Source organism: Nocardioides sp. P5_E3, from assembly GCF_054049275.1.
In genome coordinates this window covers 120,866-144,478 of record NZ_JBFUMR010000004.1, presented here as the reverse complement: position 1 = coordinate 144,478, position 23,613 = coordinate 120,866, and the positions used below count along the sequence as shown (strand labels likewise).

The 23,613-nt window shown below is 71.7% G+C and carries 22 protein-coding genes; 3 read left to right on the top strand and 19 right to left on the bottom strand.

Annotated elements, in window-relative coordinates:
- Positions 1–3: 3 nt before the first annotated feature.
- The gene (gene hisD / locus ACXJKB_RS03690; protein ID WP_457185522.1) at positions 4–1,326 is read right to left on the bottom strand and encodes a histidinol dehydrogenase; all 1,323 of its coding nucleotides are present in this window, start codon (positions 1,324–1,326) and stop codon (positions 4–6) included.
- A gap of 77 nt (positions 1,327–1,403) precedes the next feature.
- Here hisD and ACXJKB_RS03685 point away from each other — a divergent pair, with 77 nt between their 5' ends.
- Both ACXJKB_RS03685 and ybaK read left to right on the top strand, forming a co-directional pair.
- Complete coding sequence (locus tag ACXJKB_RS03685; protein WP_457185520.1) at positions 1,404–2,069, top strand: LON peptidase substrate-binding domain-containing protein; 666 nt, start codon at positions 1,404–1,406, stop codon at positions 2,067–2,069.
- A 16-nt stretch (positions 2,070–2,085) separates the two neighbouring features.
- Positions 2,086–2,577: a Cys-tRNA(Pro) deacylase gene (ybaK, locus tag ACXJKB_RS03680; protein WP_457185518.1), complete on the top strand. Its 492-nt coding sequence runs from the start codon at positions 2,086–2,088 to the stop codon at positions 2,575–2,577.
- Between the two features lie 6 nt (positions 2,578–2,583).
- Here the strand turns inward: ybaK and ACXJKB_RS03675 are convergent, their stop codons facing one another.
- The 4 genes from ACXJKB_RS03675 to ACXJKB_RS03660 form a co-directional block, all read right to left on the bottom strand.
- Entirely contained in the window at positions 2,584–4,227 is a 1,644-nt protein-coding gene (locus ACXJKB_RS03675) for a DUF3352 domain-containing protein (RefSeq protein WP_457185516.1), read from the bottom strand.
- A 68-nt stretch (positions 4,228–4,295) separates the two neighbouring features.
- Positions 4,296–4,883 (bottom strand): hypothetical protein, encoded by a 588-nt coding sequence (locus ACXJKB_RS03670; RefSeq protein WP_457185514.1) that lies wholly within the window; start codon positions 4,881–4,883, stop codon positions 4,296–4,298.
- A complete protein-coding gene (dnaE, locus tag ACXJKB_RS03665; RefSeq protein WP_457185512.1) occupies positions 4,880–8,443 on the bottom strand; it encodes a DNA polymerase III subunit alpha in 3,564 nt (1,187 codons plus the stop codon). The genes ACXJKB_RS03670 and dnaE overlap by 4 nt, the downstream gene beginning before the upstream one ends.
- 171 nt (positions 8,444–8,614) lie before the next feature.
- Complete coding sequence (locus ACXJKB_RS03660) at positions 8,615–9,655, bottom strand: DUF2332 domain-containing protein (RefSeq protein WP_457185510.1); 1,041 nt, start codon at positions 9,653–9,655, stop codon at positions 8,615–8,617.
- Positions 9,656–9,729: 74 nt separating this feature from the next.
- On the opposite strand from ACXJKB_RS03660, the gene ACXJKB_RS03655 reads away from it, so the two are divergent.
- Positions 9,730–10,863: a ThuA domain-containing protein gene (locus ACXJKB_RS03655; protein WP_457185508.1), complete on the top strand. Its 1,134-nt coding sequence runs from the start codon at positions 9,730–9,732 to the stop codon at positions 10,861–10,863.
- A gap of 110 nt (positions 10,864–10,973) precedes the next feature.
- Here the strand turns inward: ACXJKB_RS03655 and ACXJKB_RS03650 are convergent, their stop codons facing one another.
- The 14 genes from ACXJKB_RS03650 to ftsW form a co-directional block, all read right to left on the bottom strand.
- Positions 10,974–11,672, bottom strand: coding sequence for a GNAT family N-acetyltransferase (locus ACXJKB_RS03650; protein ID WP_457185506.1), 699 nt, complete (start codon positions 11,670–11,672; stop codon positions 10,974–10,976).
- On the bottom strand, positions 11,662–12,600 hold the full coding sequence (locus ACXJKB_RS03645; RefSeq protein WP_457185504.1) for an RluA family pseudouridine synthase: 939 nt from the start codon (positions 12,598–12,600) through the stop codon (positions 11,662–11,664). The genes ACXJKB_RS03650 and ACXJKB_RS03645 overlap by 11 nt, the downstream gene beginning before the upstream one ends.
- Positions 12,597–13,100 (bottom strand): signal peptidase II, encoded by a 504-nt coding sequence (gene lspA, locus ACXJKB_RS03640; RefSeq protein WP_457185502.1) that lies wholly within the window; start codon positions 13,098–13,100, stop codon positions 12,597–12,599. The genes ACXJKB_RS03645 and lspA overlap by 4 nt, the downstream gene beginning before the upstream one ends.
- A 41-nt stretch (positions 13,101–13,141) precedes the next feature.
- On the bottom strand, positions 13,142–14,179 hold the full coding sequence (locus tag ACXJKB_RS03635; protein ID WP_457185500.1) for a TraR/DksA family transcriptional regulator: 1,038 nt from the start codon (positions 14,177–14,179) through the stop codon (positions 13,142–13,144).
- Positions 14,180–14,333: 154 nt separating this feature from the next.
- The gene (locus ACXJKB_RS03630; protein WP_457185497.1) at positions 14,334–15,092 is read right to left on the bottom strand and encodes a DivIVA domain-containing protein; all 759 of its coding nucleotides are present in this window, start codon (positions 15,090–15,092) and stop codon (positions 14,334–14,336) included.
- Positions 15,093–15,197: 105 nt separating this feature from the next.
- On the bottom strand, positions 15,198–15,491 hold the full coding sequence (locus tag ACXJKB_RS03625) for a YggT family protein (protein ID WP_191196913.1): 294 nt from the start codon (positions 15,489–15,491) through the stop codon (positions 15,198–15,200).
- A gap of 14 nt (positions 15,492–15,505) precedes the next feature.
- Positions 15,506–15,991: a cell division protein SepF gene (locus ACXJKB_RS03620; RefSeq protein ID WP_191196912.1), complete on the bottom strand. Its 486-nt coding sequence runs from the start codon at positions 15,989–15,991 to the stop codon at positions 15,506–15,508.
- 61 nt (positions 15,992–16,052) lie between these two features.
- Entirely contained in the window at positions 16,053–16,754 is a 702-nt protein-coding gene (locus ACXJKB_RS03615; RefSeq protein ID WP_457185495.1) for a YggS family pyridoxal phosphate-dependent enzyme, read from the bottom strand.
- A complete protein-coding gene (locus ACXJKB_RS03610) occupies positions 16,751–17,425 on the bottom strand; it encodes a polyphenol oxidase family protein (RefSeq protein WP_457185493.1) in 675 nt (224 codons plus the stop codon). The genes ACXJKB_RS03615 and ACXJKB_RS03610 overlap by 4 nt, the downstream gene beginning before the upstream one ends.
- 56 nt (positions 17,426–17,481) lie before the next feature.
- A complete protein-coding gene (gene ftsZ / locus ACXJKB_RS03605) occupies positions 17,482–18,729 on the bottom strand; it encodes a cell division protein FtsZ (protein WP_457185491.1) in 1,248 nt (415 codons plus the stop codon).
- 235 nt (positions 18,730–18,964) lie between these two features.
- A complete protein-coding gene (locus ACXJKB_RS03600) occupies positions 18,965–19,813 on the bottom strand; it encodes a cell division protein FtsQ/DivIB (protein ID WP_457185489.1) in 849 nt (282 codons plus the stop codon).
- A complete protein-coding gene (gene murC / locus ACXJKB_RS03595) occupies positions 19,814–21,226 on the bottom strand; it encodes a UDP-N-acetylmuramate--L-alanine ligase (RefSeq protein ID WP_457185487.1) in 1,413 nt (470 codons plus the stop codon).
- Positions 21,223–22,302, bottom strand: coding sequence for an undecaprenyldiphospho-muramoylpentapeptide beta-N-acetylglucosaminyltransferase (gene murG / locus ACXJKB_RS03590; RefSeq protein WP_457185485.1), 1,080 nt, complete (start codon positions 22,300–22,302; stop codon positions 21,223–21,225). The genes murC and murG overlap by 4 nt, the downstream gene beginning before the upstream one ends.
- 11 nt (positions 22,303–22,313) lie before the next feature.
- Positions 22,314–23,606 (bottom strand): putative lipid II flippase FtsW, encoded by a 1,293-nt coding sequence (ftsW, locus tag ACXJKB_RS03585; protein WP_457185483.1) that lies wholly within the window; start codon positions 23,604–23,606, stop codon positions 22,314–22,316.
- Positions 23,607–23,613 lie beyond the last annotated feature (7 nt).

Sequence of the window (23,613 nt, the reverse complement as noted above, 5' to 3'; positions counted from 1 at the left end):
CGCTCACCGCTGCGACCGGTCGCTGTCGAACCGGACGCTGACCGCCTGGCCGTGGCCCGGCAGGTCCTCCGCCCCGGCCAGCGTCACGACGTGGCCGGCGACCTCGGCGAGCGCCTCGCGCGAGTAGTCGATGACGTGCACCGACTTCGTGAACGCCCGCACGGAGAGACCGCTGGAGTGGCAGGCGCAGCCGGCCGTCGGCAGCACGTGGTTGGAGCCTGCGCAGTAGTCGCCCAGCGACACCGGCGACCACGGGCCGACGAAGATCGCGCCGGCGTTGCGCACGCGCGCGGCGTGGGCGGCGGCGTCGCGGGTGACCACCTCGAGGTGCTCGGCGGCGTAGGCGTCGACGACGTCGACGCCCTGGTCCATGTCGTCGACCAGCACGATGCCGGACTGCCGCCCGCCCAGCGCGGTGCGGATGCGATCGGTGTGACGGGTGGCGAAGACCTGCTTGTCGAGCTCGGCCTCGACCGCGTCGGCGAGCTCGAGCGAGTCGGTGACCAGAACGGACGCCGCCATCGGGTCGTGCTCGGCCTGGCTGACCATGTCGGCCGCGACGAACGCGGCATCCGCGCTGTCGTCGGCCAGGATCGCGATCTCGGTCGGCCCGGCCTCGGAGTCGATGCCGACGACGCCCCGCAGCAGCCGCTTGGCGGCCGCGACGTAGATGTTGCCGGGACCGGTGACGAGGTCGACGCGCTCGCAGGGGCCGGCGCCGTAGGCGAACATGGCGATCGCCTGCGCGCCACCGACTGCGTAGACCTCCTCGACGCCGAGGAGCTCACAGGCAGCGAGGATCGTCGGCTCCGGAAGGCCGTCGCGGTTCTTCTGCGGCGGGCTCGCGAGCGCGATCGAGCGCACCCCGGCGACCTGCGCGGGAACGACGTTCATCACGACGCTGCTCACCAGCGGGGCGAGACCACCGGGGACGTAGAGGCCGACGCGGTCGATCGGCACCTTGCGGTGCGTGACGGTCGCCCCGGGGGCGACCTCGCTGGTGACGTCGCGCTCGAGCTCGGCCGCACAGGTGGCGCGGAGCCGACGGATCGACTCCTCGAGACCGGCCCGCACCGCTGGGTCCAGACCCTCGAGCGCGGTCGTCAGGGCCGCGCGCGGCACGGCGATGTCGTCGCCCTCCACGCCGTCGAAGCGGGCGGAGAACTCCGTGATCGCCTCCACGCCGCGCGCCCGGACCGCGTCCAGGATCGGCTGCACCTGATGCGTGGCGGCCTCGACGTCGAACTCGGCGCGAGGCACGCTCGCGCGGTAGTCGACGGACGCCGCGTCGGCGGCCCTCAGGTCGATGCGCCGGATCAGGGACATGCCCCGATTCTAGGTTCCCCCGCGGGTCGAGCCGAAGTCGCGGGCGTCGGGTGGACACCGGCCGTTAGTGTCGTGGTGTGAGCGACCCACTGCCGATGTTCCCGCTGAGCACCGTGGTGTTCCCGGGCATGAGCGTGCCGCTCCACGTCTTCGAGGACCGCTACCGGATGCTGGTGCGCCACCTCCTCGAGGAGGAGGACCCCGCCCAACGGGTCTTCGGCACGGTCGCGATCCGCGAGGGCTACGAGGTCGGCGACCACGGCGCCCAGTCGGTCTACCGCGTCGGCTGCGTCCTGCAGCTGACCGAGGTCGACCGGCGTGACGACGGGACCTTCGACATCGTCGCCGTCGCCCGCGAGCGCCTGGTCCTCGAGGAGATGCAGCGGGGCAGCGACTACCCGCAGGGCCTCGCCGTCGTGCTCCCCGAGCCGGAGGTCGACGTGCCGGCCGAGGTGCTCGAGCGGGCCCGCGCCACCTTCACCGCGTTCCGCGTGGCGATGACCGAGCTGCAGGGCGACCCCTACAGCGGGACGCTCCCCCGCGACCCCGACTACCTCGCGTGGACGCTGTCCGCCCTCGCCCCGCTGCCCATGGCGGAGCGGCAGTCGCTGCTGGAGGCGGAGAACGCCACCGAGCGGCTCACGCTGGTGACCCGGATGCTGACCGAGGAGCTCCGGGCGATCAACGTCATCCCGTCGTTGCCGGCCACCCAGGTGGCCCGCACCGCCTGGTCCCCCAACTGACCCGCGGGGTCCGCTGATGGCGAAGAAGGCGCGCGGCGCCGGAGGTACGCCGGCCACGGTCGCGCTGTCGGCCGCGGGCATCGCGTTCGAGGTCCGGGCCTACGAGCACGACCCGCGGGCGGCCTCGTACGGGCTCGAGGCGGCCGAGGCGCTCGACGCCGACCCCGCCCGGGTCTTCAAGACGCTGCTGGCGTCGCTGGACGGCTCGCTCGTCGTCGGGATCGTCCCGGTCACGGGCCAGCTCGACCTCAAGGCGCTGGCGCGCGCCCTCGGGGGCAGCAAGGCGGTGATGGCGGAGGTCGCGGCCGCCGAGCGCGCCACCGGCTACGTCGCCGGCGGCATCTCGCCGGTCGGGCAGAAGCGACGGCACCCCACGGTGCTCGACGCCTCGGCGCTCGAGCACGACACGATCCTGGTCTCGGGTGGCCGGCGCGGCTTCGACCTCGAGCTCGCGCCGGCGGACCTGGTGGCGATCACCGGAGCGGTGACCGCCACCATCGGCCGCTGAGGCCTGTCAGTCGGTGGTGACCTTCAGGAGCCCGTGGACCACATCGTCGTCGACCCAGCCGCTGACTCCGAACGCCGACAGCGGCTCGAGGTTCTTGCTGACCTCGGGCGAGTCGCCGGTCAGGCGGACCAGCCAGTCGTCGTCGGCGTTGAAGTTGACGAAGAGCAGCGACTGGGCCTCGTCGGACTCCACGACCTCCGAGTAGGCGGCGCTGTCGCCGAGGCTGCCGCCACCCTCGAGCTCGCCGCGGTAGCCGTCCTGCAGCGCCAGGACGGCGTAGCCGTCGCCCTCGGTCACCTGCATGAACTCGGCCAGCTCGGGCCCCGCCTGCGCGGCGATCTTGTCGAGCACGGCCTGGATCTCGTCGGCGTCGCCGTCGATCCGGATGCCCACCGGGACCTCACCCGGGCCGCCGTTGGCCACGGCGTCGGGGTCGAGCCCGCTGCCCAGCGAGACGGTGACGCCCTCGCCGAGGAGGGTCTCGACGTCCTCCGGGAAGGCGAGGCCTGTCTCGGACTCGAACTGCGCGAGCTGCTCGTCGATCGTCGCGCTCTCGTCGGGCAGGTTGCTCTTGACGTAGTCGAGCATCGCGCCGGCCCAGCCCTCCTCGAGGGACATGCCGAAGGCCGCGACGGTGTCGTCCGGCAGGCCGGCGACCATGTCGGCGCCGTTCTGGCTGTCGATGAACTTGGTCATGTCGGGCTGGTAGTTGGACATGGCGTACTCGACCTCGACCGCGCCGTCGTCGAACCGGACGGTCGCCGCCATGCCGTCGAAGTCGTCGATCATCTGCTGGAGCTCCTCGGGGACCTCCTCGGAGTCCGAGGTCGTGCCGTCCTCGCCCATCGCCGCACCGGGCATGCCCATCATCCCCATGCCGCCCATGCCGCCGAGCTCGTCGAGGTACTTGGTGACGCCCTTGCCGACGTACATCGACATGAAGCCGTCGTCGCCCGCCTCGCCGGTCCACTCCTCGAAGGAGGCGTCACCCGCGAGCGTCGAGCCGTCGGCCGCGTCGACGACCTTCTGGGCGATCTCCGGGGTCTCCGCCACGACGATCCAGTCGCCGTCGACCACCCAGCCACCGACGTCGCCCCCAGCGGCCTCGCCGCCCCCGCACGCGTCGACCAGTGCGGACAGCCCGTCCTCGGCCTTGCCGGAGTCGGTGGTCTGCACGACCCCGACCGGGGTCGGCTCGTCCTCGCCCAGGTCGACCACGGCCATCGCCGCGCGCGAGCCCAGCCACGGCTTGACGTCGGCGTCGTAGTCGAGGCCCTCGCACTCGCCGGAGGAGGTGACCTCCTCGAAGAACCGCTCGCGCAGGTCGTCGTCGGTCTGCAGGTCGACCTTGTCGGTGAACCCGGGGAACTTGCGCAACGTCTTGATGGCCTCGATCTTCTGGCCGCCGCTCGGGTCGAGGTCGACGCTGAAGTAGGCGACCGTCGAGGCGGGCAGCGCCTCTGCCGGCTGCGCGCCCGTGGCGAAGAAGCTGGTGGCCGCCCAGGCGCCACCCGCGACGACCGCACCGCCGGCGACGATCGCGCCCACCGCGATCATCCGCTTCTTGTTGTCGTTGTCGGCCGTCTGCGCCGGCCCCGATCCGTCGAGGTACTCAGGCCCGTCGGCCGGGCCGCCCGGTGTCATGCTCATCTCGCTCTGCTCCCCCGTTGCACGGGTCCCGACGGCGTCGGGACTGCCCACTTGCGGGCGGCGCAAGCCTACCCACGCGAGCGCCTGGCGAACCCCATGTTCCCCAAGAGATAGGACCCGACCAGCCCGGCCATCGCGCCGGCGGGCAGGACAACGAGCGCGGTCGAGTGCCACCGCACCCGCCCGTCGTCGGGGGCGGTCAGACCGAGGTCCCCGGGCAGCGGGGTGTAGTCGGGCCGGCCGGCGGCCAGCGCCTGCGGGTCCGGCGGTCCGAGCGCGGTGCCGACGCCGTACATCACGGCCGCGGCGATGCTCGCCGAGACGAGCACCGCGACCACCGTGACGGTCTCGTGGCCGCGCCACAGCCCGGCCAGCACGGCCAGCACGAGGCCGAGCGGGAAGGCGATGAGGACGAAGAGGGCGATGCCCTCGAAGGAGAAGTCCGGTCCGGCCGGCTCGAGGTACCAGCGGCCCTGGTAGGCCAGCCCGGTCGGGGCGTCCCACAGCCGCTCCCAGAGCACCCCGCCGGCCGCACCGCCCACGACGAAGAGCACGAGCACCGACAGCACCCGTCGGATCACCCTGCCGGTCGACACGTTCGAGCCGTCCGGGCCGGTCGAGTGCTCCGTGCCGGCGGGCGCGGTCACGTCGCTCATCCCGTCAGGCAGCCGGGGCCGAGCAGCTGCTTGAGGTCGGCGAACAGGGCGGGGCTCGGGCTGACCCGCAGGTTGTCGTCGAGGCGCAGCACCTTGGTCGAGCTCCGGGTGAGCAGGCGCAGCTGCACCTCGGTCATGCCCGGGTGGGTGCCGAGGACGTCACGCAGCTGGGCGACGACCGGCGGGGTGCACCGGGTCGACGGCAGGCTGATCACGACCGGTCCCGCCGGCCCCTGCGTGAGGTCGGGTGCCGTGACCTCCTGGGCGCGGAGCTCGGGTTGGTCCTTGTCACGCGAGAGCTGGCCCTTGATCCGGACGATGTTGTCCTCGACGAGCAGCGTCGAGGCGAGGGTGTAGGAGCTCGGGAAGAGGAGGACGTCGATCGCGCCGTCGAGGTCCTCGAGCGTGATCGTGGCCCACGGGTCGCCCCGCTTGGTGATCTTGCGCTGCACCGAGGTGATGAGGCCGCTGACGGTGAGCGTGGAGTTGTGGGCGCGCTCCTCGTCGAGCATCAGCTGGCCGATGGTGCAGTCGGTGCCTTGCGAGAGGACGTGCTCGAGGCCGAGCAGCGGGTGGTCGGAGACGTAGAGCCCGAGCATCTCCCGCTCGTGGCCGAGCAGGGTCATCTTGTCCCAGTCCTCGACGTCCGGGATCACGACCGTCGCACCGGCAGCGCCCACGTCGTCCGGCATCAGCATGTCGATGAGCGAGTCCTGCCCGCTCTCGTCGTCCTTCTTGGCCTGGACGTACTTCTCGACGGCGTCCTCGTGGATGATCGAGAGCGCCCGACGCTTGTGCTTCATGTCGTCGTAGGCACCGGCCTTGACCAGCGAGTCCACGACCCGCTTGTTGCAGACCAGCGCCGGGACCTTGTCCATGAAGTCGTTGAAGTCGGTGTAGCGGCCCTTCTCCTCGCGCGCCGTCACGATCCGGTCGACGACGTTGCTGCCGACGTTGCGCACGGCGGTGAGGCCGAAGCGGATGTCGTGGCCCACCGGAGTGAAGTTGGCGTGCGACTCGTTGACGTCTGGCGGGAGGACCTGGATCTTCATGCGACGGCACTCGTTGAGGTAGATCGCCATCTTGTCCTTGTCGTCCTTGACGGACGTGAGCAGCGCGGCCATGTATTCGGCCGGGTAGTTGGCCTTGAGGTAGGCGGTCCAGTAGGTGATGACGCCGTAGGCGGCGGAGTGCGACTTGTTGAAGGCGTAGTCGGAGAACGGGAGCAGGATCTCCCAGAGCTTGTCGATCGCCACCTGGGGGAAGCTGCGCTCGAGCATGCCGGCCTGGAAGCCGGCGTACTGCTTGTCGAGCTCCTCCTTCTTCTTCTTGCCCATCGCGCGGCGGAGGTTGTCGGCGGCGCCCAGGGTGAAGCCGGCGAGCACCTGGGCGATCGCCATCACCTGCTCCTGGTAGACGATCAGGCCGTAGGTCTCCCCCAGCACCGGCTCGAGCGCCTCGGCGAGCGCGGGGTGGATCGGCTCGATCGCCTCGCGGCCGTTCTTGCGGCGGGCGTACTTGTTGTGGGAGTCGGCGCCCATCGGACCGGGGCGGTAGAGCGCGCTGACGGCGGTGATGTCGGCGAAGACGTCGGGCTGCAGGGAGCGCAGCAGCGCCCGCATGCCCGAGCCGTCGAGCTGGAAGACGCCGAGCGTGTCGCCGCGGCCCATCAGCTCGTAGGTCGGCCGGTCGTCGAAGGGCAGCTCCTCCAGCACGACCGTCTCGTCGCGGTTGACCTGGATGTTGGCCAGCGCGTCCTCGAGGATCCGGAGGTTGGACAGGCCGAGGAAGTCCATCTTGACGAGTCCGAGCGACTCGCACATCGGGTAGTCGAACTGGGTGATGACGGCGCCGTCCTGCGGCCGCGCCATGATGGGTACGACGTCGATGATGGGCTCGCTCGACATGATCACGCCGGCGGCGTGCACGCCCCAGTTGCGGATCTGGCCCTCGAGGCCGAGCGCCGTGTGGAAGATCGTGCGCACGTCGGGGTCGGAGTCGTGCAGCGCGCGGAACTCGCCGCCCTCGTTGTAGCGCTTGTGCTGCGGGTCGAAGATGTCCTTGAGCGCGACGCCCTTGCCCATCACGTCAGCGGGCAGCGCCTTGGTGATGCGGTCGGAGATCGCGAAGCCGTGGTCGAGGACGCGCGCCGCGTCCTTGATGGCGGCCTTGGCCTTGAGCCGGCCGAAGGTCGCGATCTGCGCGACCCGCTCGGTGCCGTACTTCTCGGTGACGTACTTGATCACCTCGCCGCGGCGGGCGTCGTCGAAGTCGATGTCGAAGTCGGGCATCGAGGGGCGCTCGGGGTTGAGGAACCGCTCGAAGAACAGGCCGTGCTCGAGGGGGCACAGGTCGGTGATGCTCAACGCGTAGGCGGCGATGGAGCCCGCACCGGAGCCACGGCCCGGGCCGACGCGGATGCCGTTTGTCTTGGACCACTGGATGAAGTCGGCGACCACGAGGTAGTAGCCGCAGTAGCCCTTCTGCGAGATGACGCCCAGCTCCATCTCGACGCGGTCCTTGACCTCCTGGGTCAGCCGCTCGCCGGGGTAGCGGGCCTCGATGCCGCGCCACACCTCCTTGCGGAACCAGCTCTCCTCGGTCTCGCTCTCCGGGACGTCGGCGCGGGCCATGTAGCCGCCGGTGGACTCGACGAACTCGACGTTGCACCGCTCGGCGATCTCGAGGGTGTTGTCACAGCCGTCGGGGATCTCGGCCCACATCTCGCGCATCTCGGCCGCGGACTTGATGTAGTAGCCGCCGCCGTCGAACTTGAGCCGGTTGGTGTCGGCCAGCCGCTTGCCGGAGGCGACGCAGATGAGGGCGTCCTGGCCGTCGGCGTCCTCGGGGTTGGTGTAGTGGGTGTCGTTGGTGACGATGGTCGGCAGGCCGAGCGTCGCCGCGATCTTGCGCAGGTCCTCGCGGGTGGCCCGCTCGGCGGCGATGCCGTGGTCCATCAGCTCGAGGTAGAAGTTGTCCTTGCCGAAGATGTCCTGGAACTCGCCGGCAGCGCGCAGCGCCTCGTCGTACTGGCCGAGCGTCAGCCGGGTCTGGATCTCACCGGACAGGCACCCCGTGCTGGCGATGATGCCCTTGGAGTAGCGCTGGAGCAGCTCGCGGTCCATCCGGGGCTTGTAGTAGTAGCCCTCGAGGCTGGCGAGGCTGGCCAACCGGAAGAGGTTGTGCATGCCCTCGGTCGTCTCGGCCCACATGGTCATGTGGGTGTAGGCGCCGCCGCCGGCGACGTCCTTGCCGCCCTCCTCGGCAAGGTCACCCTGTCCCCAGCGGACCCGGCGGCGCTCGCCGCGCATGGTGCCGGGGGTGAGGTAGGCCTCGATGCCGATGATCGGCTTGACGCCGTGCTGCTTGGCCCGGCGGTAGAAGTCGTAGGCACCGTGGAGGTTGCCGTGGTCGGTCATCGCGATCGCCGGCATGCCGAGCTCGCTGGTGCGGGCGAACAGGCCGTCGAGCAACGATGCCCCGTCGAGCATCGAGTACTCGGTGTGCACGTGCAGGTGCACGAAGTTGCCCGCGGAACTGGTGGAGGAGCCGGACGACATGGAGGAGACTTCCGCGCCTTTCAGGGGTCGCTGACGGTGTCACGGATGGGGCAGGTGCTGGCTGCGCAGCGGGCATCCAGAGGGAGGGGGAAGAGCCGTCAGCCTACGTCAGTGTGCCCGGCCCCACCGACAGGACACCCGACCCGATCCGCGCCGCGGCGGGCGCCACGCTCACCGCCAGTCGATCGCGTGGCCGTGGCCGTGGCTGTACGCCACCGGGGTGCCGTCGAGCGCGGTCACGAACCGCCCGGAGGGCACCTCCAGCCCGCCGGTGACGCGGGGCAGGACCCGCCTCCCCTCGTTGCTGATCCACCGGCAGCGGCCCTCGGCCACGAGGCCCGACATCAGGTCGTGGAACCGCTCGCGGTCCGGCTCCTCGAGGTAGGCGATCACCGCCGAGTGGAGGACGACCGGGGTGCCGTGGGGCGCCGCCTCGTCGACGAGGTCGGCGACGTGGTCGAGGAGGTCGCCCTGCCGGATGGCGGGCGGCTCCCGGCGGGCGACGCCGACGGCGGCACGCAACCGCTCGCGACGCTCGTCCTGCTCGGGCCAGACCAGGTTCTCCAGCCACGCCATCGCGTCGGGGTCCGAGACGTCGAGAGGGTTGAGGTCGACGCCACCCCGCCAGGCGACGTGCGGGTGGCCGGCGGGGACGGGCAGGTCGCCGGTGGCCCGCGCGCCCAGCAGCGGACCGCCGCTCCCCCGCAGCCCGCCCAGGGGTGACCACTCGTAGTCGTAGCGGTCGGGGAAGAGGCAGAGGCCGGCGCTGGCCCCGACCTCGATCAGGGACACCGGTCCCTCGATGAGCCCGAGGACCGGGACCAGCGTCGCGAGCCGGCCGACCTCGTTGGTCTGGGTGGCCCGCGCCATGACGGTGGCGCGCACGGCCGGCTCCTGCTCGATCAGCACGGCGCGCAGGGCGGCGTACGACGCCGGGGCGGCGGCACCGTGCCACCGGGCAGCCGCGAAGACCAGGTTGGGTTGGCGCTTGACGGGCGGCAGCGTGCCGAGCCAGGCCAGGAGCTCCTCGTCCTCCGCGACGCCGAGCGCCCACTCCTCGAAGCACGGCGAGTCACCGGCCGCGTAGGTCGCGAAGTCGCGGTACTCGGCCACCACGTCGTCGTAGAGCAGCACCCCGCCATCATGCTCGGCCGCCCGGCCCTCCGGTTGCCCAGTCCGGACGGGGGCGTTGACCTGAGTGACGTAGGTCACATACGGTTCCACCTAGTCCTATTTGTTTGGGTTCCATACAAACAAACTCCCCCCATCACCCGAAGGACGAGTCAATGAGGAAACCGCTCAGCCTGCTCACCACCGGCCTCGCCGCCGGCGCCCTGCTCCTGACCGGGGCCGGCTACGCCTCCGCCGGAGCCGATTCGGACGCGGCCGCCGCCACCAGCGCCGCCGCGACCGCCGATCCCTACAAGGTGCTGGTCGTCGGCAAGACGCTCGGCTTCCGCCACTCCCACATCGACGACACGACCAACGCGGTCATCAAGCTGGGCCAGGAGCACGGCTTCACCGTCGACGTCTGGGACCCGCCGATCGGTCGCTCCCCCGGCCAGCCCGCCCTGTCCATGGCGACGACGCCCTTCACCAGCACCGAGGCGCTGTCGCAGTACGCGACGATCATGTTCGCCTCGCCTGTCGACGGCACCAACAGCCAGAACCCGGCCAGCCCCCGCACCCTCGACGACGCCGAGCTCGCGGCGTTCAAGGGCTACATCCACCAGGGCGGCGGCTTCGTGGGACTCCACGCCGCCACGGACGAGATGCACGCCGTTCCGTGGTTCAGCGAGCTCACCGGCGGATCGGCCCGCTTCCGCAACCACCCGGCGCAGCAGCAGGCCACGATGGTCGTGGAGAGCCCGAACCACCCGTCGACGACCATGCTGCCGAAGGAGTGGTCGCGCTTCGACGAGTGGTACAACTTCACGTCCAACCCGCGCGAGGACGTGCACGTCCTGATCACCCTCGACGAGTCGACCTACAGCGGCGGCAGCATGGGTGCCGACCACCCGATCGCGTGGTGCCACAACTTCGAGGGCGGTCGCTCGTGGTACGAGGGCGCCGGCCACGTGGACTCCTCCTACACCGACCCGCTGTTCCTCGATCACCTGCTCGGCGGCATCGAGTGGACCGCGGGCGTCGTCGAGGGTGGCGGCAACTGCGTCACCTTCCCCGAGGTCGAGAAGATCACCGCCGACCTCGGTGAGGGCGGCAACCGCAACGCCAAGCTCAGCCGCGACGTGGCCGCCTACCTGGCCTCCGCGGAGGCGGCGGCCGAGGCCGGCGACCACGCCGGGGCCGCGCACATCCTGAAGCAGGCCAAGGGCAAGGCGCACGGCCTGCAGGACGACACCATCGTCGCCAAGCTCGCCGACCTGCAGGAGTGGCAGGGGGGCCTGGTCGGCTGGTGACCACCGCCCGACCACGCACCACCTGACGCACCACCTGACGCACGACTGGTCGACGACCGGTTACGCCCGACCCCGGGCGTGGCCGGTCGTCGTGCGTGCAGGGCGTCGGCTCAGCGGGAGGCGTCGAGCGACTCGGTGATGATGACGTCGACGATGCGGGCCACCCGCTCGGCACCCAGCTCGGGCGCCACGCCGGCCACCCGTTCGGCGATCTCCGCCTCGCGCACGGGGTCGCGCTCGGTCGACGGCTTCACCGCCTGCACTGCCCGGGTCAGCGCCGTACGACGCGCGAGCACGTCGCCGAGCACCAGGTCCGTCTCGTCGATCAGCCCGCGCAGGAAGGCCAGCGGATCGGCGCCGGGCCACGCCACGCGGACGTCCGGCGCACCCTCCTCGTTGGCCGAGCCGTCGGTGCGCTCGAGCTCGAGGCAGCCGTGCCGACCGTAGAACGCGCGGGCCGGCGCGTTGGACTCGAAGACCCACAGGCAGAAGCCGCCCGGGCGCGTCGACGCGACGAGCTCGAAGAGCGCCGTCCCGACGCCGTGGCCCTGGTGGTCGGGGTGGACGTAGAGGTCGTCGAGCCAGGTCGACGTCCAGCGCGCGTAACCGACCGGCTCGCCGCCGCGCTCGGCCACCCAGACGTCGTACGTCGACAGGTCCCAGCCCGCGACCCACGCCCGCGCCTCGTGGTCGGGGTGCACCGGCGGCGGGAAGGACTCGCCGGCCCCGCGACGGGCGGCGAGGTGGAGCTCGGCGACGGCCGGGAGGTCGTCGGTCGTGGCGGGACGGAGGGTGAGCTCAGTCTTCATCGCGGATGACGTCGAGCGCGTGCGCGAGGTCGGCGGGGTGCGTGGACTCGTAGGTGACGTAGTCACCGCTCTCGGGGTGCTCGAAGCCCAGGCGCATGGCGTGCAGCCACTGCCGCTCGAGACCGAGCCGCTTGGCCAAGGTGGGGTCGGCCCCGTAGGTCAGGTCGCCCACGCACGGGTGCTTGAGCGCGCTCATGTGCACGCGGATCTGGTGGGTGCGCCCGGTCTCGAGGTGGACCTCCAGCAGGCTGGCGAACCGGTGCGCCTCGAGCGTCTCGTAGTGGGTCACGCTGTGACGACCGTCGGCCATCACGGCGAACTTGTAGTCGTGGTGCGGGTGGCGGCCGATCGGTGCGTCGACAGTGCCCGCGAGCGGATCGGGGTGGCCCTGGACGAGCGCGTGGTAGGTCTTGTCGACCGTGCGGTGCCGGAAGGCGTTCTTGAGCACCGAGTAGGCGTGCTCGGACTTGCAGATGACCATCACGCCGCTGGTGCCGACGTCGAGACGCTGCACGATCCCCTGCCGCTCGCTCGCGCCGCTGGTGGAGATGCGGAAGCCCGCGCCGGCCAGGTGACCGACCACGGTGGGACCGGTCCAGCCCGGCGAGGGGTGCACGGCCACGCCGACCGGCTTGTCGATCACCACGATGGCGTCGTCGTCGTGGATGATCCGGATGCCCTCCACGATCTCGGGCTTCACCTCGAGCGGGTCACGCTCGGCCGGGATCGTCACGTCGAGCATCGCACCGGCGTCGACCCGGTCGCTCTTGCCGACGGCCGCCCCGTCGACGTGCACCAGGCCCTGGGCGATCAGGTCGGCGGCCTTGGTCCGGGACAGGCCGAACATCCGCGCCATCGCGGCGTCGACGCGCTCGCCGGCCAGGCCGTCGGGGACGAGGACCGTGCGCTGCTCGGCGTGGGTGGTCACGCCGCCTCGTGCCCGGAGCCGCGCTCGGAGTCGCGGGTGCCGTCGAGGGCGACCCCGCGGAACGTCTGGAGGATGATCAGGCCCGCAGCGATGTTGATGCAGACGTCGGCGATGTTGAAGACCGGCCAGTTGGGCAGCATCAGGAAGTCGACGACGTGGCCGTGGAACGCCTCCGGCTCGCGCACGATGCGGTCGGTGAGGTTGCCGGCCACGCCGCCCAGCAGCAGGCCGAGGGCCAACGCCCAGCCGATGCTGCGGATCCGGCGGCTCAGCCAGAGCACGACCACGACCGCGACCATCGCCAGGCAGGTGAAGACGATGGTGAACTCGGTGCCGGTGCTGAACGCCGCGCCCGGGTTGAACGTCAGGTGGAAGGTCAGCCAGTCACCGAGGACCGGGATGTCGCCGTCGGCCAGCTCGGACAGGGCCCACTGCTTGCTGGCGAGGTCGAGACCGTAGGCCAGAAGGGCGACGGCCGCGAACACGAGCCGCGCATCCACGCGGGGTCGGGACGGGACCGGATCGGCCTGGTCGCTGTGGTTCAGCGACGCTCCTCGCGCTGCTTGCATGACATGCACAGTGTGGCATGCGGCACCGCCATCAACCGATTCTTGCCCACGGGGTTGCCGCAGGAGTCACAGACGCCGTAGGAGCCGTCGTCGATGTGGGCCAGGGCCCGCTCGATCTGCGCCAACGTCTCCCGCTCGCGCGCCAGGACAGTCAGCTCGTGGTCGCGCTCGAAGCTGGTCGCCCCGACGTCGGCCTGGTCGTGCCCGGCCCCGTCGCCGGCGTCGCGCATGAGGCCCGCCAGCTCCTGCTCGGACTCACCCACGATCGCGGTGAGCCGGTCGCGGTGCTCCTTGAGCTCCTTCACGACCTCGTTGAGCTCGGTCCTGGTCCACGGGTCCTCGCCCTCGAGCACCACGAGGGTGGCCGGGGTGGCCTTGCGTACCTTCTTCGCCGGCGCGGCCTTCTTGGCAGGCGTCGGAGCGGCCTTCGTCACGGGTGCAGCCTTCTTCGTGGGGGTCGAGGTGGTCGATGCAGACTTGGTGGCCGGGGCCTTCTTCGCAGCAGCCTTGGTGGCGGGCGCCTTCTTCGCTGCGGCCTTGGTGGCCGGAGCCTTCTTCGCAGCGGCCTTCGTGGCCGCGGCCTTCTTGGCCGGGGTCGCCGCGGGAGCCGTCTTCTTGGCGGGTGCCTTCTTCGCGGGTGCCTTCTTCGCCGGCGCCTTCGTGGCAGCCGCCTTCGCGGCGGGAGCCTTCTTCGCCGGCGCCTTCGTGGCAGCCGCCTTCGCGGCGGGAGCCTTCTTCGCAGGGGCCTTCTTGGCAGCCGCCTTGGTGGCGGGCGCCTTCTTCGAAGGGGCCTTCTTGGCGGGCGCCTTCTTCGCGGACGTCGCCGCGGCAGCCGTCTTCGTCGCGGCCTTCTTGGCCGCGCTCTTCTTCGCCGTGCTCGTCGCTGATGCGCTCTTCTTCGCCGACGCCTTCGTGGCCGTGGCCCCGTCCGCGGCCCGCGTGCGACCGATCACCCGCTTGGCAGCGGCGGCCGCGGTGCCGGCCAAGGACTTGCGCGTGGTGCCAGCCATCTCCGAGGGCCTCCAGCATCCGTCAGGTGTGGCGGGAACCACACGGTGGCAGGGAGGCTAGCCGCTGCACCCTGACGAACCAACCTCGGCTCGCCGAAATGCGAGAACGACCACCCCGAGGGGCGGTCGTTCTCGTCACGCGTGGAGCAGGTGATCAGTTCTCGTCGTCACCCAGCACCGAGCGAAGGCGCTTCGGCGCGTTGCCGCTGTCGACGGGAGCCTGCGTCTCGCTGCCGGTGGCGAGAGCCTCCAGCTGCTGCGTGAAGTAGGTCTTCAGGCGGGAGCGGTACTCGCGCTCGAACTGGCGGAGGGTCTCGACGTCGCTGTTGAGCTTGTCGCGCTCCTTCTCCAGGTCGCCGAACATCTGCTGGCGGCGCTCGGCGGTCTCGGAGTCGAGCATCTGCGAACGCTGGCGGGCGTCGGCCTCCATGCGGTCGGCCTTGGTCTTGGACTCGGACTCGACACGCTCGGCCTTGGTGCGCGCGGCACCGACGATGCGGTCGGCCTCGTTCTTGGCGTCCTCGACGAGCTCGTCGGCGTTGCGCGTCGCGATCTCGAGGAGACGGGCGGCGGCGTTGGACGCCTCCGGCACGGTCGAGACGCGCATCGTCTGCATCGGCGCGGCGGCGACGGGGGCCGGCTCGGCCCGCTGGGGCTCCGGCTCCGGCTCGGGCTCGGGCTCCGGCTCAGGAGCGGCGGGGGCGAACGACGCAGGCGCGGGGGCGGACGTCGACGCACCACCGGACTGCGCGGCCGACAGCTTGGACCGCAGGTCCTCGTTCTCCTTGGTGAGCCGGGCGAGCTCGGCCTCGACCTCGTCGAGGAACTGGTCCACCTCGCCCATGTCGTAGCCCTCACGGAGGCGGACAGGCGTAAAGCGCTTGTTGCTCACGTCCTCAGGCGTCAGCGGCATGACCTCACCCAAACTTTCACGATCGAATATCACGGTGGCTCTGCTGTCAGGAGACAATAGCGCCCGGGATGCCACCGGGCACAGTGACCCGTGTGGCGGATGGTTCTAGAGGCCGAAGATGGTGGCGACCACGTTGAGCAGCAGCCATGCTCCCACCATCACCAGCAGGAAGCTCAGGTCGAGGGCGACCTGGCCGATCCGCAGTGGCGGCACGACGCGACGCAGCGCCACGATCGGCGGGTCGGTGGCCGAGTAGACGCCCTCCAGGGCGACGAGCAACGGACCTCTGGGCTCCCAGCGGCGCGCGAACACCTGGACCCAGTCGACGACGAAACGCACCCACAGCAGCGCGATGAAGAGCAGCAGGATGACGTAGAGGACCTGACCGAAGGCTTGCACGGGACGATTATGGGTCAGCTCTGGTTGAAGAACCCGTCCTCGGCCATCCGCTCCTTGTCCTCGGCCGAGATCGCCACGTTGGGCGGGGAGAGCAGGAAGACCTTGTTGGTCACCCGCTCGATGGAGCCCCGGGTGGCGAAGATCAGGCCAGCGGCGAAGTCGACCAGACGCTTGGCGTCGTTGTCGTCCATCTCGCTGAGGTTCATGATCACGGGCGTGCCGTCGCGGTAGTTCTCACCGACGAGTCGCGCCTCGTTGTAGTTGCGGGGGTGCAGGGTGGTGATGCGGCTCAACTCAGCCACGACTCCCGTCTGGACCGAGGCCGGACGACGGCGCTCGGCAAGGTCGGACACAGGGGCAGGGCGACGCTCACGCTGGACCGGACGCTGCTCGACAGCCTCCTGGGTCGAGGTCTCGGCGTCGCCGTCGTAGTCGTCGTAGTGGCCGGTGTCCTCGAGCAGGCCGAGGTACTCGCCGATCTTGCGCATCGCGCCGCTCATGAGACTGTTCCTCCGCTAGACCTGGCACCCGGGACCGAGTGCCTGTTGACTGTTCTGGACATTACTGGACCGTGGGCCTCTCACCGAGGACCGCGGAGCCGACACGCACGTGTGTCGCACCGTGCCGGACAGCCGCCTCGAGGTCGCCGCTCATCCCTGCGGACAGCGTGGTGGCCTCCGGGTGGTCGCGGACGAACGAGGCGCGGCCGTCCGCGAGCCGGGCGAAGGCGACGTCGGGCTCCTCCCCGAGCGGCGCGACGGCCATCAGGCCGCGCAGTCGGAGCATGCCGGCCTCCTCCACACGACCCGCCAGGTCGGCGAGGTCGTCGGGGTCCGCACCCGACCGGTTGCCGGCCCCCGGTGGATCGAGGCTGACCTGGAGCAGGACGTCGACCTCGTGGCCGCGGGAGTGGGCGCCCCGCGAGAGCGGGGCCACCAGCTTGGCGCGGTCGACCGACTCGACGACGTCGGCGTAGGCCGCAACGGCCGCGGCCTTGTTGGACTGCAGCCCGCCGATGAAGTGCCACCGCAGGCCGAGGTCGGCGCACTCGGCGGCCTTGACCTCCGCCTCCTGGTGGCGGTTCTCCCCCACGTCGGTGACACCGAGGTCGGCGAGCAGGCGGACGTCGGAGGCCGGGAAGAACTTGGTGACCACGACGAGGGACACGTCGTCCTCGGGCCGCCCCGCCTCGGCGCACGCCGCGGCGATGCGACGGCGTACGACGTCGAGGTTGGCGGCGAGCACGTCCGCGCGCGCAGTCATCGGTGGCTCCAGATGACGCCGGCGAACCTGGTCGCCGCATCGCCGTCGCGACGGTAGGACGGCCAGGAGGCGTCCTCGCGCGTGCAGGCGTCGACGGTGCGTACGTCGTCGATGCCGGCGGCGGCGAGCTGGGCGCGGACGCCCGCGCCCAGGTCGAGCCCCGGCGTGCCCCACGAGGTGGTGGAGCGCGCCTCGGGGACGACCGCCGCGACCTGCTCCTGCAGGTCGAGGGGCACCTCGTAGCAGGCGCCGCACACGTGGGGCCCGATCCAGGCGACCGTCGGGTCGCCGCCCCGCTCGCGGAGGGCCGCGACGGCTGCCGGGACGACTCCCCCGGCGAGCCCGGGCCGGCCGCTGTGCACGGCCGCGATCCACCCGGTGGCCGGGTCGGCCAGCAGGACGGGGACGCAGTCGGCGGCCCGGGCGAGGAGGGCGACGCCGGGCTGCGAGGCGACGAGGGCGTCGCACGACGGCGCACTCGCCGCGCCCTCGACCGGCCCGACGGACTCGACGGACTCGACGGACTCGACGGCGGCGCCGTGCACCTGGTGCATCAGCACCGGTGCCGCCCCGGTCTCCCGGGCGACCTGCGCCAGCGCGTCGGCGCGCACCGCATCGTCCGCGGCGTCGCCGAGGCTCAGGGAGACGTCGGTGAAGGCGACCTCGATCACGAGGTCGCCTTCGATCCGATCACGGTGGTGAAGCAGCGGCACGGTCCTGCGTCAGCTCACTTCAGGAAGTCGGGCACGTCGAGGTCGTCGTCCTCGAACTGCACCTGACGAGCCGGCCGCGAGGGGGCGGGCTGCTGGGTGGACTGCTGGGTGGACTGCTGGGACGGCGCCTGGGTCGACTGCTGCGGCTGCTGGGACGGCGCGAACGTCGTCGTGGCCGGACGGTCGGACGTCGAGTCGTTGCGCGACTGCGCAGGTGCCCTGGTCGCGATCTGCTGGGCCGCGGCGCGGGTCTCGTCCTGGCTCTGGGCCGGCTGGCCCTGGCGCAGCACGTTGCCGTCGGAGCGACGCTTGGGCATGCCGCCGTCGAAGCCGGCGGCGATCACCGTCACCCGCACCTCGTCGCCCAGCGCGTCGTCGATGGTCGCGCCGAAGATGATGTTGGCCTCGGCGTGGGCGGCCTGGGACACGAGCGCTGCAGCCTCGTTGATCTCGAAGAGACCGAGGTCGGAGCCACCGGCGATCGAGAGCAGCACGCCGTGCGCGCCCTCGATGCTCGCCTCGAGCAGCGGGCTCGAGACCGCCATCTCCGCGGCGGCGACCGCACGGTCCTCGCCGCGGGCCGAGCCGATGCCCATGAGGGCCGAGCCGGCGTTGGCCATGACCGACTTCACGTCGGCGAAGTCGAGGTTGATCAGGCCCGGGGTCGTGATCAGGTCGGTGATGCCCGAGACGCCCTGGAGCAGCACCTGGTCGGCCTGCTTGAAGGCGTCGAGGATCGACACGCTGCGGTCGGTGATCGACAGCAGCCGGTCGTTGGGGATCACGATGAGGGTGTCGACCTCCTCGCGGAGCTGGCTGATGCCCTCCTCGGCGGAGTTGGCGCGACGGCGGCCCTCGAAGGCGAACGGTCGCGTCACGACGCCGATGGTCAGGGCGCCCAGCGAGCGGGCGATGCGGGCCACGACGGGCGCGCCACCGGTGCCGGTGCCGCCTCCCTCGCCGGCGGTCACGAAGACCATGTCGGCGCCCTTGATGACCTCCTCGATCTCGTCCGCGTGATCCTCGGCGGCCTTCGCCCCGACATCGGGGTTGGCGCCGGCACCGAGGCCGCGGGTGAGCTCGCGACCGATGTCGAGCTTGACGTCGGCGTCGCTCATGAGGAGTGCCTGGGCGTCGGTGTTGATCGCGATGAACTCGACGCCCTTGAGGCCGACCTCGATCATCCGGTTGACGGCGTTGACGCCGCCACCACCGATGCCCACGACCTTGATGATCGCCAGGTAGTTCTGCGCTGCTGCCACGGCTCCGGGGCCTTCCTTGTGTGGGTCTGTGAAGTCTGGGGATGGACGGTGGTCGACACCCTCTGCGGCCCGCCGGAACCCTAACCGTGAGCCTGAGGGTTATAGTTATGTCAACCCCGCCTTTCGCCAGACACTAGGCACCGACGGCCGCGATTCCCGGACGGACACGCCCACGTGTCGCGTGTCGGCAAAGAATTTCTGCTGGTGCGACCCCCGGACGTCCCCGGGGTCCACGTCAGGGCGTGGTGCGGTAGGTCGGGTTCCCCGGGACGCTGACGTCGTAGTACGGCGCCTTCTGGGCGGCGAGCAGCTTGTCGACCACCTGCGCCTTGAGCTCCGACTCCTCCGCACTCCCCCACAGCACCTCGCGCTGGTCGCGCATGACGAGAGTGATCTGGTCGACGGTGGCGACCTCGACGTGGTCCACGCGGATGACCAGGTCGTCGGGCAGCGCCGACACGACGGTGGCGGCCTCGCGCAGCGCGTCGGTCCCGGCGTTGGCCCCCGGGCGGACGCGCGGCATCCCCTTGGGGACGGCCTTGTAGTCGCGGAACACCACGCCGTCGGCATCGAGGCCACGGAGCCTGCCGGCCAGCTCGACCGCGGCGACGGCGGTGCGCTCGACGACCGCGATGCGTACGACGTCGGGCCAGGTGCGGGTGACGTCGACGGACTCCACCTCGGCGAGGGATCCGACGCGGGCGTCCGCGCGGCCGAGGTCCACGAGGGCGAGCTGGTCGCCCACCGGCACGTCGGCCACCTCACGGACCCGGGCGTCGCTCAGGAGGCTGTTGCCGACCACCTCGACGCGCTTGACCTGCAGGGTGGTGGAGAAGAACACCAGGTAGATCGACGTGCCCAGCAGCGCGACGACCAGCAGGAGGGCCAGGACGTAGCGCAGCGACAGCCAGCGCCGTGCCCACTGCCGACGGGCGAAGCGGCGACGGGTACGGCGGGTCGCCGCGGCCTCCTTGCCCGGCTTGACGTCCGCGCCCGACGGGCCCTGCTCGCCGTCACGGCCGATGCTGGTGCTCGTGACGCCGGCCGCCCCGCGGCCGCCCTGCTCCGGGGCCTCGCGGTCCACTCAGTCACCCCCGAGGAGGTCGAGCACCCGCGGCCCGACGCCGGTGATGTCGCCGGCCCCGAGCGTGATCACGAGGTCGCCGGGACGGGCGCGCTCGGCCAGCGCCTGCGCGGCGGCGCCCAGCCCGTCGACGTAGGTCACGTGCTGGACCGGGAGCGGGACTGCGTCGGCGACGAGCAGGCCCGTCACCTCGGGGTCCGGGTCCTCGCGGGCGACGTAGACGTCGAGCACGACGACCTCGTCGGCGGCACCGAGCTCGCGGCCCATCGCCTCGCCGAAGATGCGGGTGCGCGACACGAGGTGCGGCTGGAAGGCGGCGACGACGCGCCCGTCGCCGGCGAGCGCGCGGGCGGCCTCGAGGTCGCCCCGGATCTCGACGGGGTGGTGGGCGTAGGAGTCGTAGACGCGCACGCCGTCGACCTCGCCCTTGAGCTCCATCCGGCGCCCCGTGCCGATGAAGCCGCCGAGGCCCTCGGCGAGCGCGTCGTAGGGCAGGCCGAGGCGCAGCCCCATCGCGAGCGCGGCGACCGCGTCGAGGACGTAGTGGCGACCGGGGATGCGCAGGCGCAGCTCACCGAGGTCGTCGCCGCCGCGGGTCACCCGGCACGACGAGGTGGAGCCGTCGAGCGTGAGGTCGTGGATGCGCACGTCGGCTCCCGCCGACTCCCCCACCGTCACGACGTCGAGGCCCCGATCGCGCGCCAGCCCGGCGAGTCGTGCGGCGCCGGGGTCGTCGACGACGCAGACGACGAAGCCGTCGCGGTCGATCGTGTCGACGAAGTCCTCGAAGGCCTGGTGGTAGGCCTCCTCGGTGCCCCAGTTGTCGAGGTGGTCGGCCTCGACGTTGGTGACGATCGCCGCGTGGGGCCGGTAGTGCAGGAAGGCGCCGTCGCTCTCGTCGGCCTCGGCGACGAACAGGTCGTCGGCACCGGCGTCGGCGTTGCGACCGGTGGCGGCCAGCACGCCCCCGACGGCGTACGACGGATCGACGCCCGCCGCGAGCAGCGCCGACGTGAGCAGCCCCGTGGTCGTCGTCTTCCCGTGGGTGCCGGCCACGGCGAGGACGCGGGAGCCGGTCATGACCGCCGCGAGCCCGGCGGAGCGGGGCAGGATCCGCAGGCCCCGCCGTCGCGCCTCGAGGACCTCGGGGTTGTCCTCGCGCGCCGCGGTCGTCACGACGAGCGTGTCGGCGTCACCGAGGTGGGCGGCGTCGTAGCCGAGGTGGCAGGTCACCCCGAGCTCGCGCAGCGCCGGGAGGAAGGGGGTGTCGTGGTCGTCGCTGCCGGTGACCGTGAGACCGCGCTGGGCCATGATCCGGGCGATCGCGGAGATGCCGGCGCCGCCGATGCCGACGCAGTGGACGCGTCCGAGCTCGGCGGCGGGCAGCACCTCGTCAGGCACCGGGATCCTCATGCGCGCGAGCCCCCTGCATCGAGCACCATGCGGGCGAGCTTCTCGTCGGCGTCGAGCGGGATCACTCCGGTGGCCGCGGCGCCCATGGTCGCGAGCCGTTCGGCGTCGTTGAGCAGCCCGGGGACGCTGGCCGAGACCCACTCGGGGGTCAGCGCGGCGTCGGAGACCAGCAGGCCGCCGCCGGCGTCGACGACCGGGCGCGCGTTGAGCGCCTGCTCGCCGTTGCCGATCGGCAGCGGGACGTAGATCGCCGGCAGGCCCACGCCCGAGACCTCGGTGACGGTGTTGCTGCCCGAGCGGCACAGCACCGCGTCGGCAGCGGCGTAGGCGAGGTCCATCCGGTCGACGTAGTTGAGCACGACGTAGGGCACGTCCCCCGGCGCGACGGTGAGCTCGTGCTTGGGGCCGACCACGTGCAGCACCTGCACGCCGGCCGCGGCCAGGGCGGGCGCTGCCGCGGACACGGCCGCGTTGATGCGGGCGGCTCCCTGCGAGCCGCCGGTGACCAGGAGCGTCGGCAGGTCGTCGCGGAGGCCGAACGTGGTCAGGGCCTCGGCGCGCAGCGCGCCGCGGTCCATGGTCGAGATCAGCCGGCGGATCGGCAGGCCCGTGCACACCGCGCCGCGCAGGTCGGTGGCGGGGAAGCTCGTGGCGACGTGGGTCGTCATGCGGGCGCCCAGCTTGTTGGCGATGCCGGGGATCGCGTTGCCCTCGTGGACCACGATCGGAACACCGCGCTTGCGGGCGGCGAGGTAGGCGGGGACGGAGACGTAGCCGCCGAAGCCGACGACGACGTCGGGACGCACCCGGTCCACCACCTCGAGCGCGGCCGCGCGCGCGGCGCGCAACCGGGTCGGCGTACGCAGCAGGTCCGGACCGGGACGACGCRGGAGCGGGACGCGCGGCACGATCTCGAGCGGCAGCCCGGCCTCGGGGACCAGGCGGGACTCGAGCCCCTCGCGGGTGCCGAGGCAGGTGACCTCGGTCGCCGGGTCGAGCCGGCGCAGGGCGTCGGCGGTAGCGAGCAGGGGCGAGGTGTGGCCGGCGGAGCCGCCGCCGGCGAGAAGTACGCGCATCGAGGGCAAATCTAGCGAGCGGGACCCGCGGAGAGTCCGGCGGAGCGGTTGCGGCGGCGAGCGGCGAGCGCGGCAGCGGCCTCCGGCTCGCGGCGCGCGAAGCCGATCACGAGCCCGAGCGCCACGAGCGAGGGCAGCAGGGCCGACCCGCCGTAGGACACGATCGGGAGCGGGATGCCGATGACTGGCAGGACGGCGAGCACCATGCCGACGTTGATCATCATCTGGCCGAGCAGCCAGACCACGATGCCGAACGTCGCGTAGCGGACGAACGGGTCCTCGGTGCTGAGCGCGACCCGGATCGCGGCGTAGGCGATCGTGAAGAACAGGCCGACCACGAGCAGCGTGCCGATCAGGCCGAGCTCCTCGCCGAGCACGGCGAAGATGTAGTCGGTGTGGGCCTCCGGGAGGTCGCCCCACTTCTGGGTCGAGGCCCCGATGCCCTGGCCGAACCAGCCGCCGCTCGAGAGCGCGTAGAGGCCGTGGGCGGGCTGCCAGCCCGTGTCGGTGTAGTCCTTGAACGGGTCGGTGAAGTGGGTGATGCGCTGGAGCCGCTCGGGGTCCATCGCGGCCAGGGCGGCGGCCGCGGCCCCGAGCACGGAGATGCTGAGGGCGAAGAGACGCATCGGCGCACCGACGACCCAGAGCATCCCCAGCATGATCACGCCGAGCACCATCGCGGTGCCGAGGTCACGGCCGACGAGCACGAGAGCGATGACCGCGAGCAGGCCCGGCACGACGGGCACCAGCAGGTGGTGCAGCTCTCCGAGGCGGCGCTCCTTGTGGGCGTAGATGTTGGCCGCCCAGAGCACGATGGCGAGCTTGGCGACCTCGGCAGGCTGCATGGTGAACGGACCGACGGCGAGCCAGTTCTTGTTGCCGTTGATCAGCACGCCGAAGCGGGCCACGAGCGCGAGCAGGACCAGCGCGAAGACGAAGCCGGGATAGGCCAGCCGACGCACGTGCTTGATCGGCATCCGGGACGCCACCCACGCGGCCGGCAGGCCGATCGCCACCCAGAGCAGCTGCCGCTTCACGACCGCGTAGGAGTCGTCGTAGGTGAGGTAGGACCGGACGCTGGACGCGCTGAGCACCATGATCAGGCCGATGGTGAGCAGCAGCGCGGACGCGCCGAGGAGCAGGTAGTAGGACGCGAGCGGCTTGTCGGCCGCCTCGCGCAGCCCGCGCCACGCGCCGGAGACGGTGTCGCGCACCGCGTGCCACGCCGCGACGACGCCGGAGCCCAGGGGCGCGCGGCCGCCGGAGGAGTCGCCCGGGACGTCCTCGGGGTTCGCGGTGGTCACTGCTCGC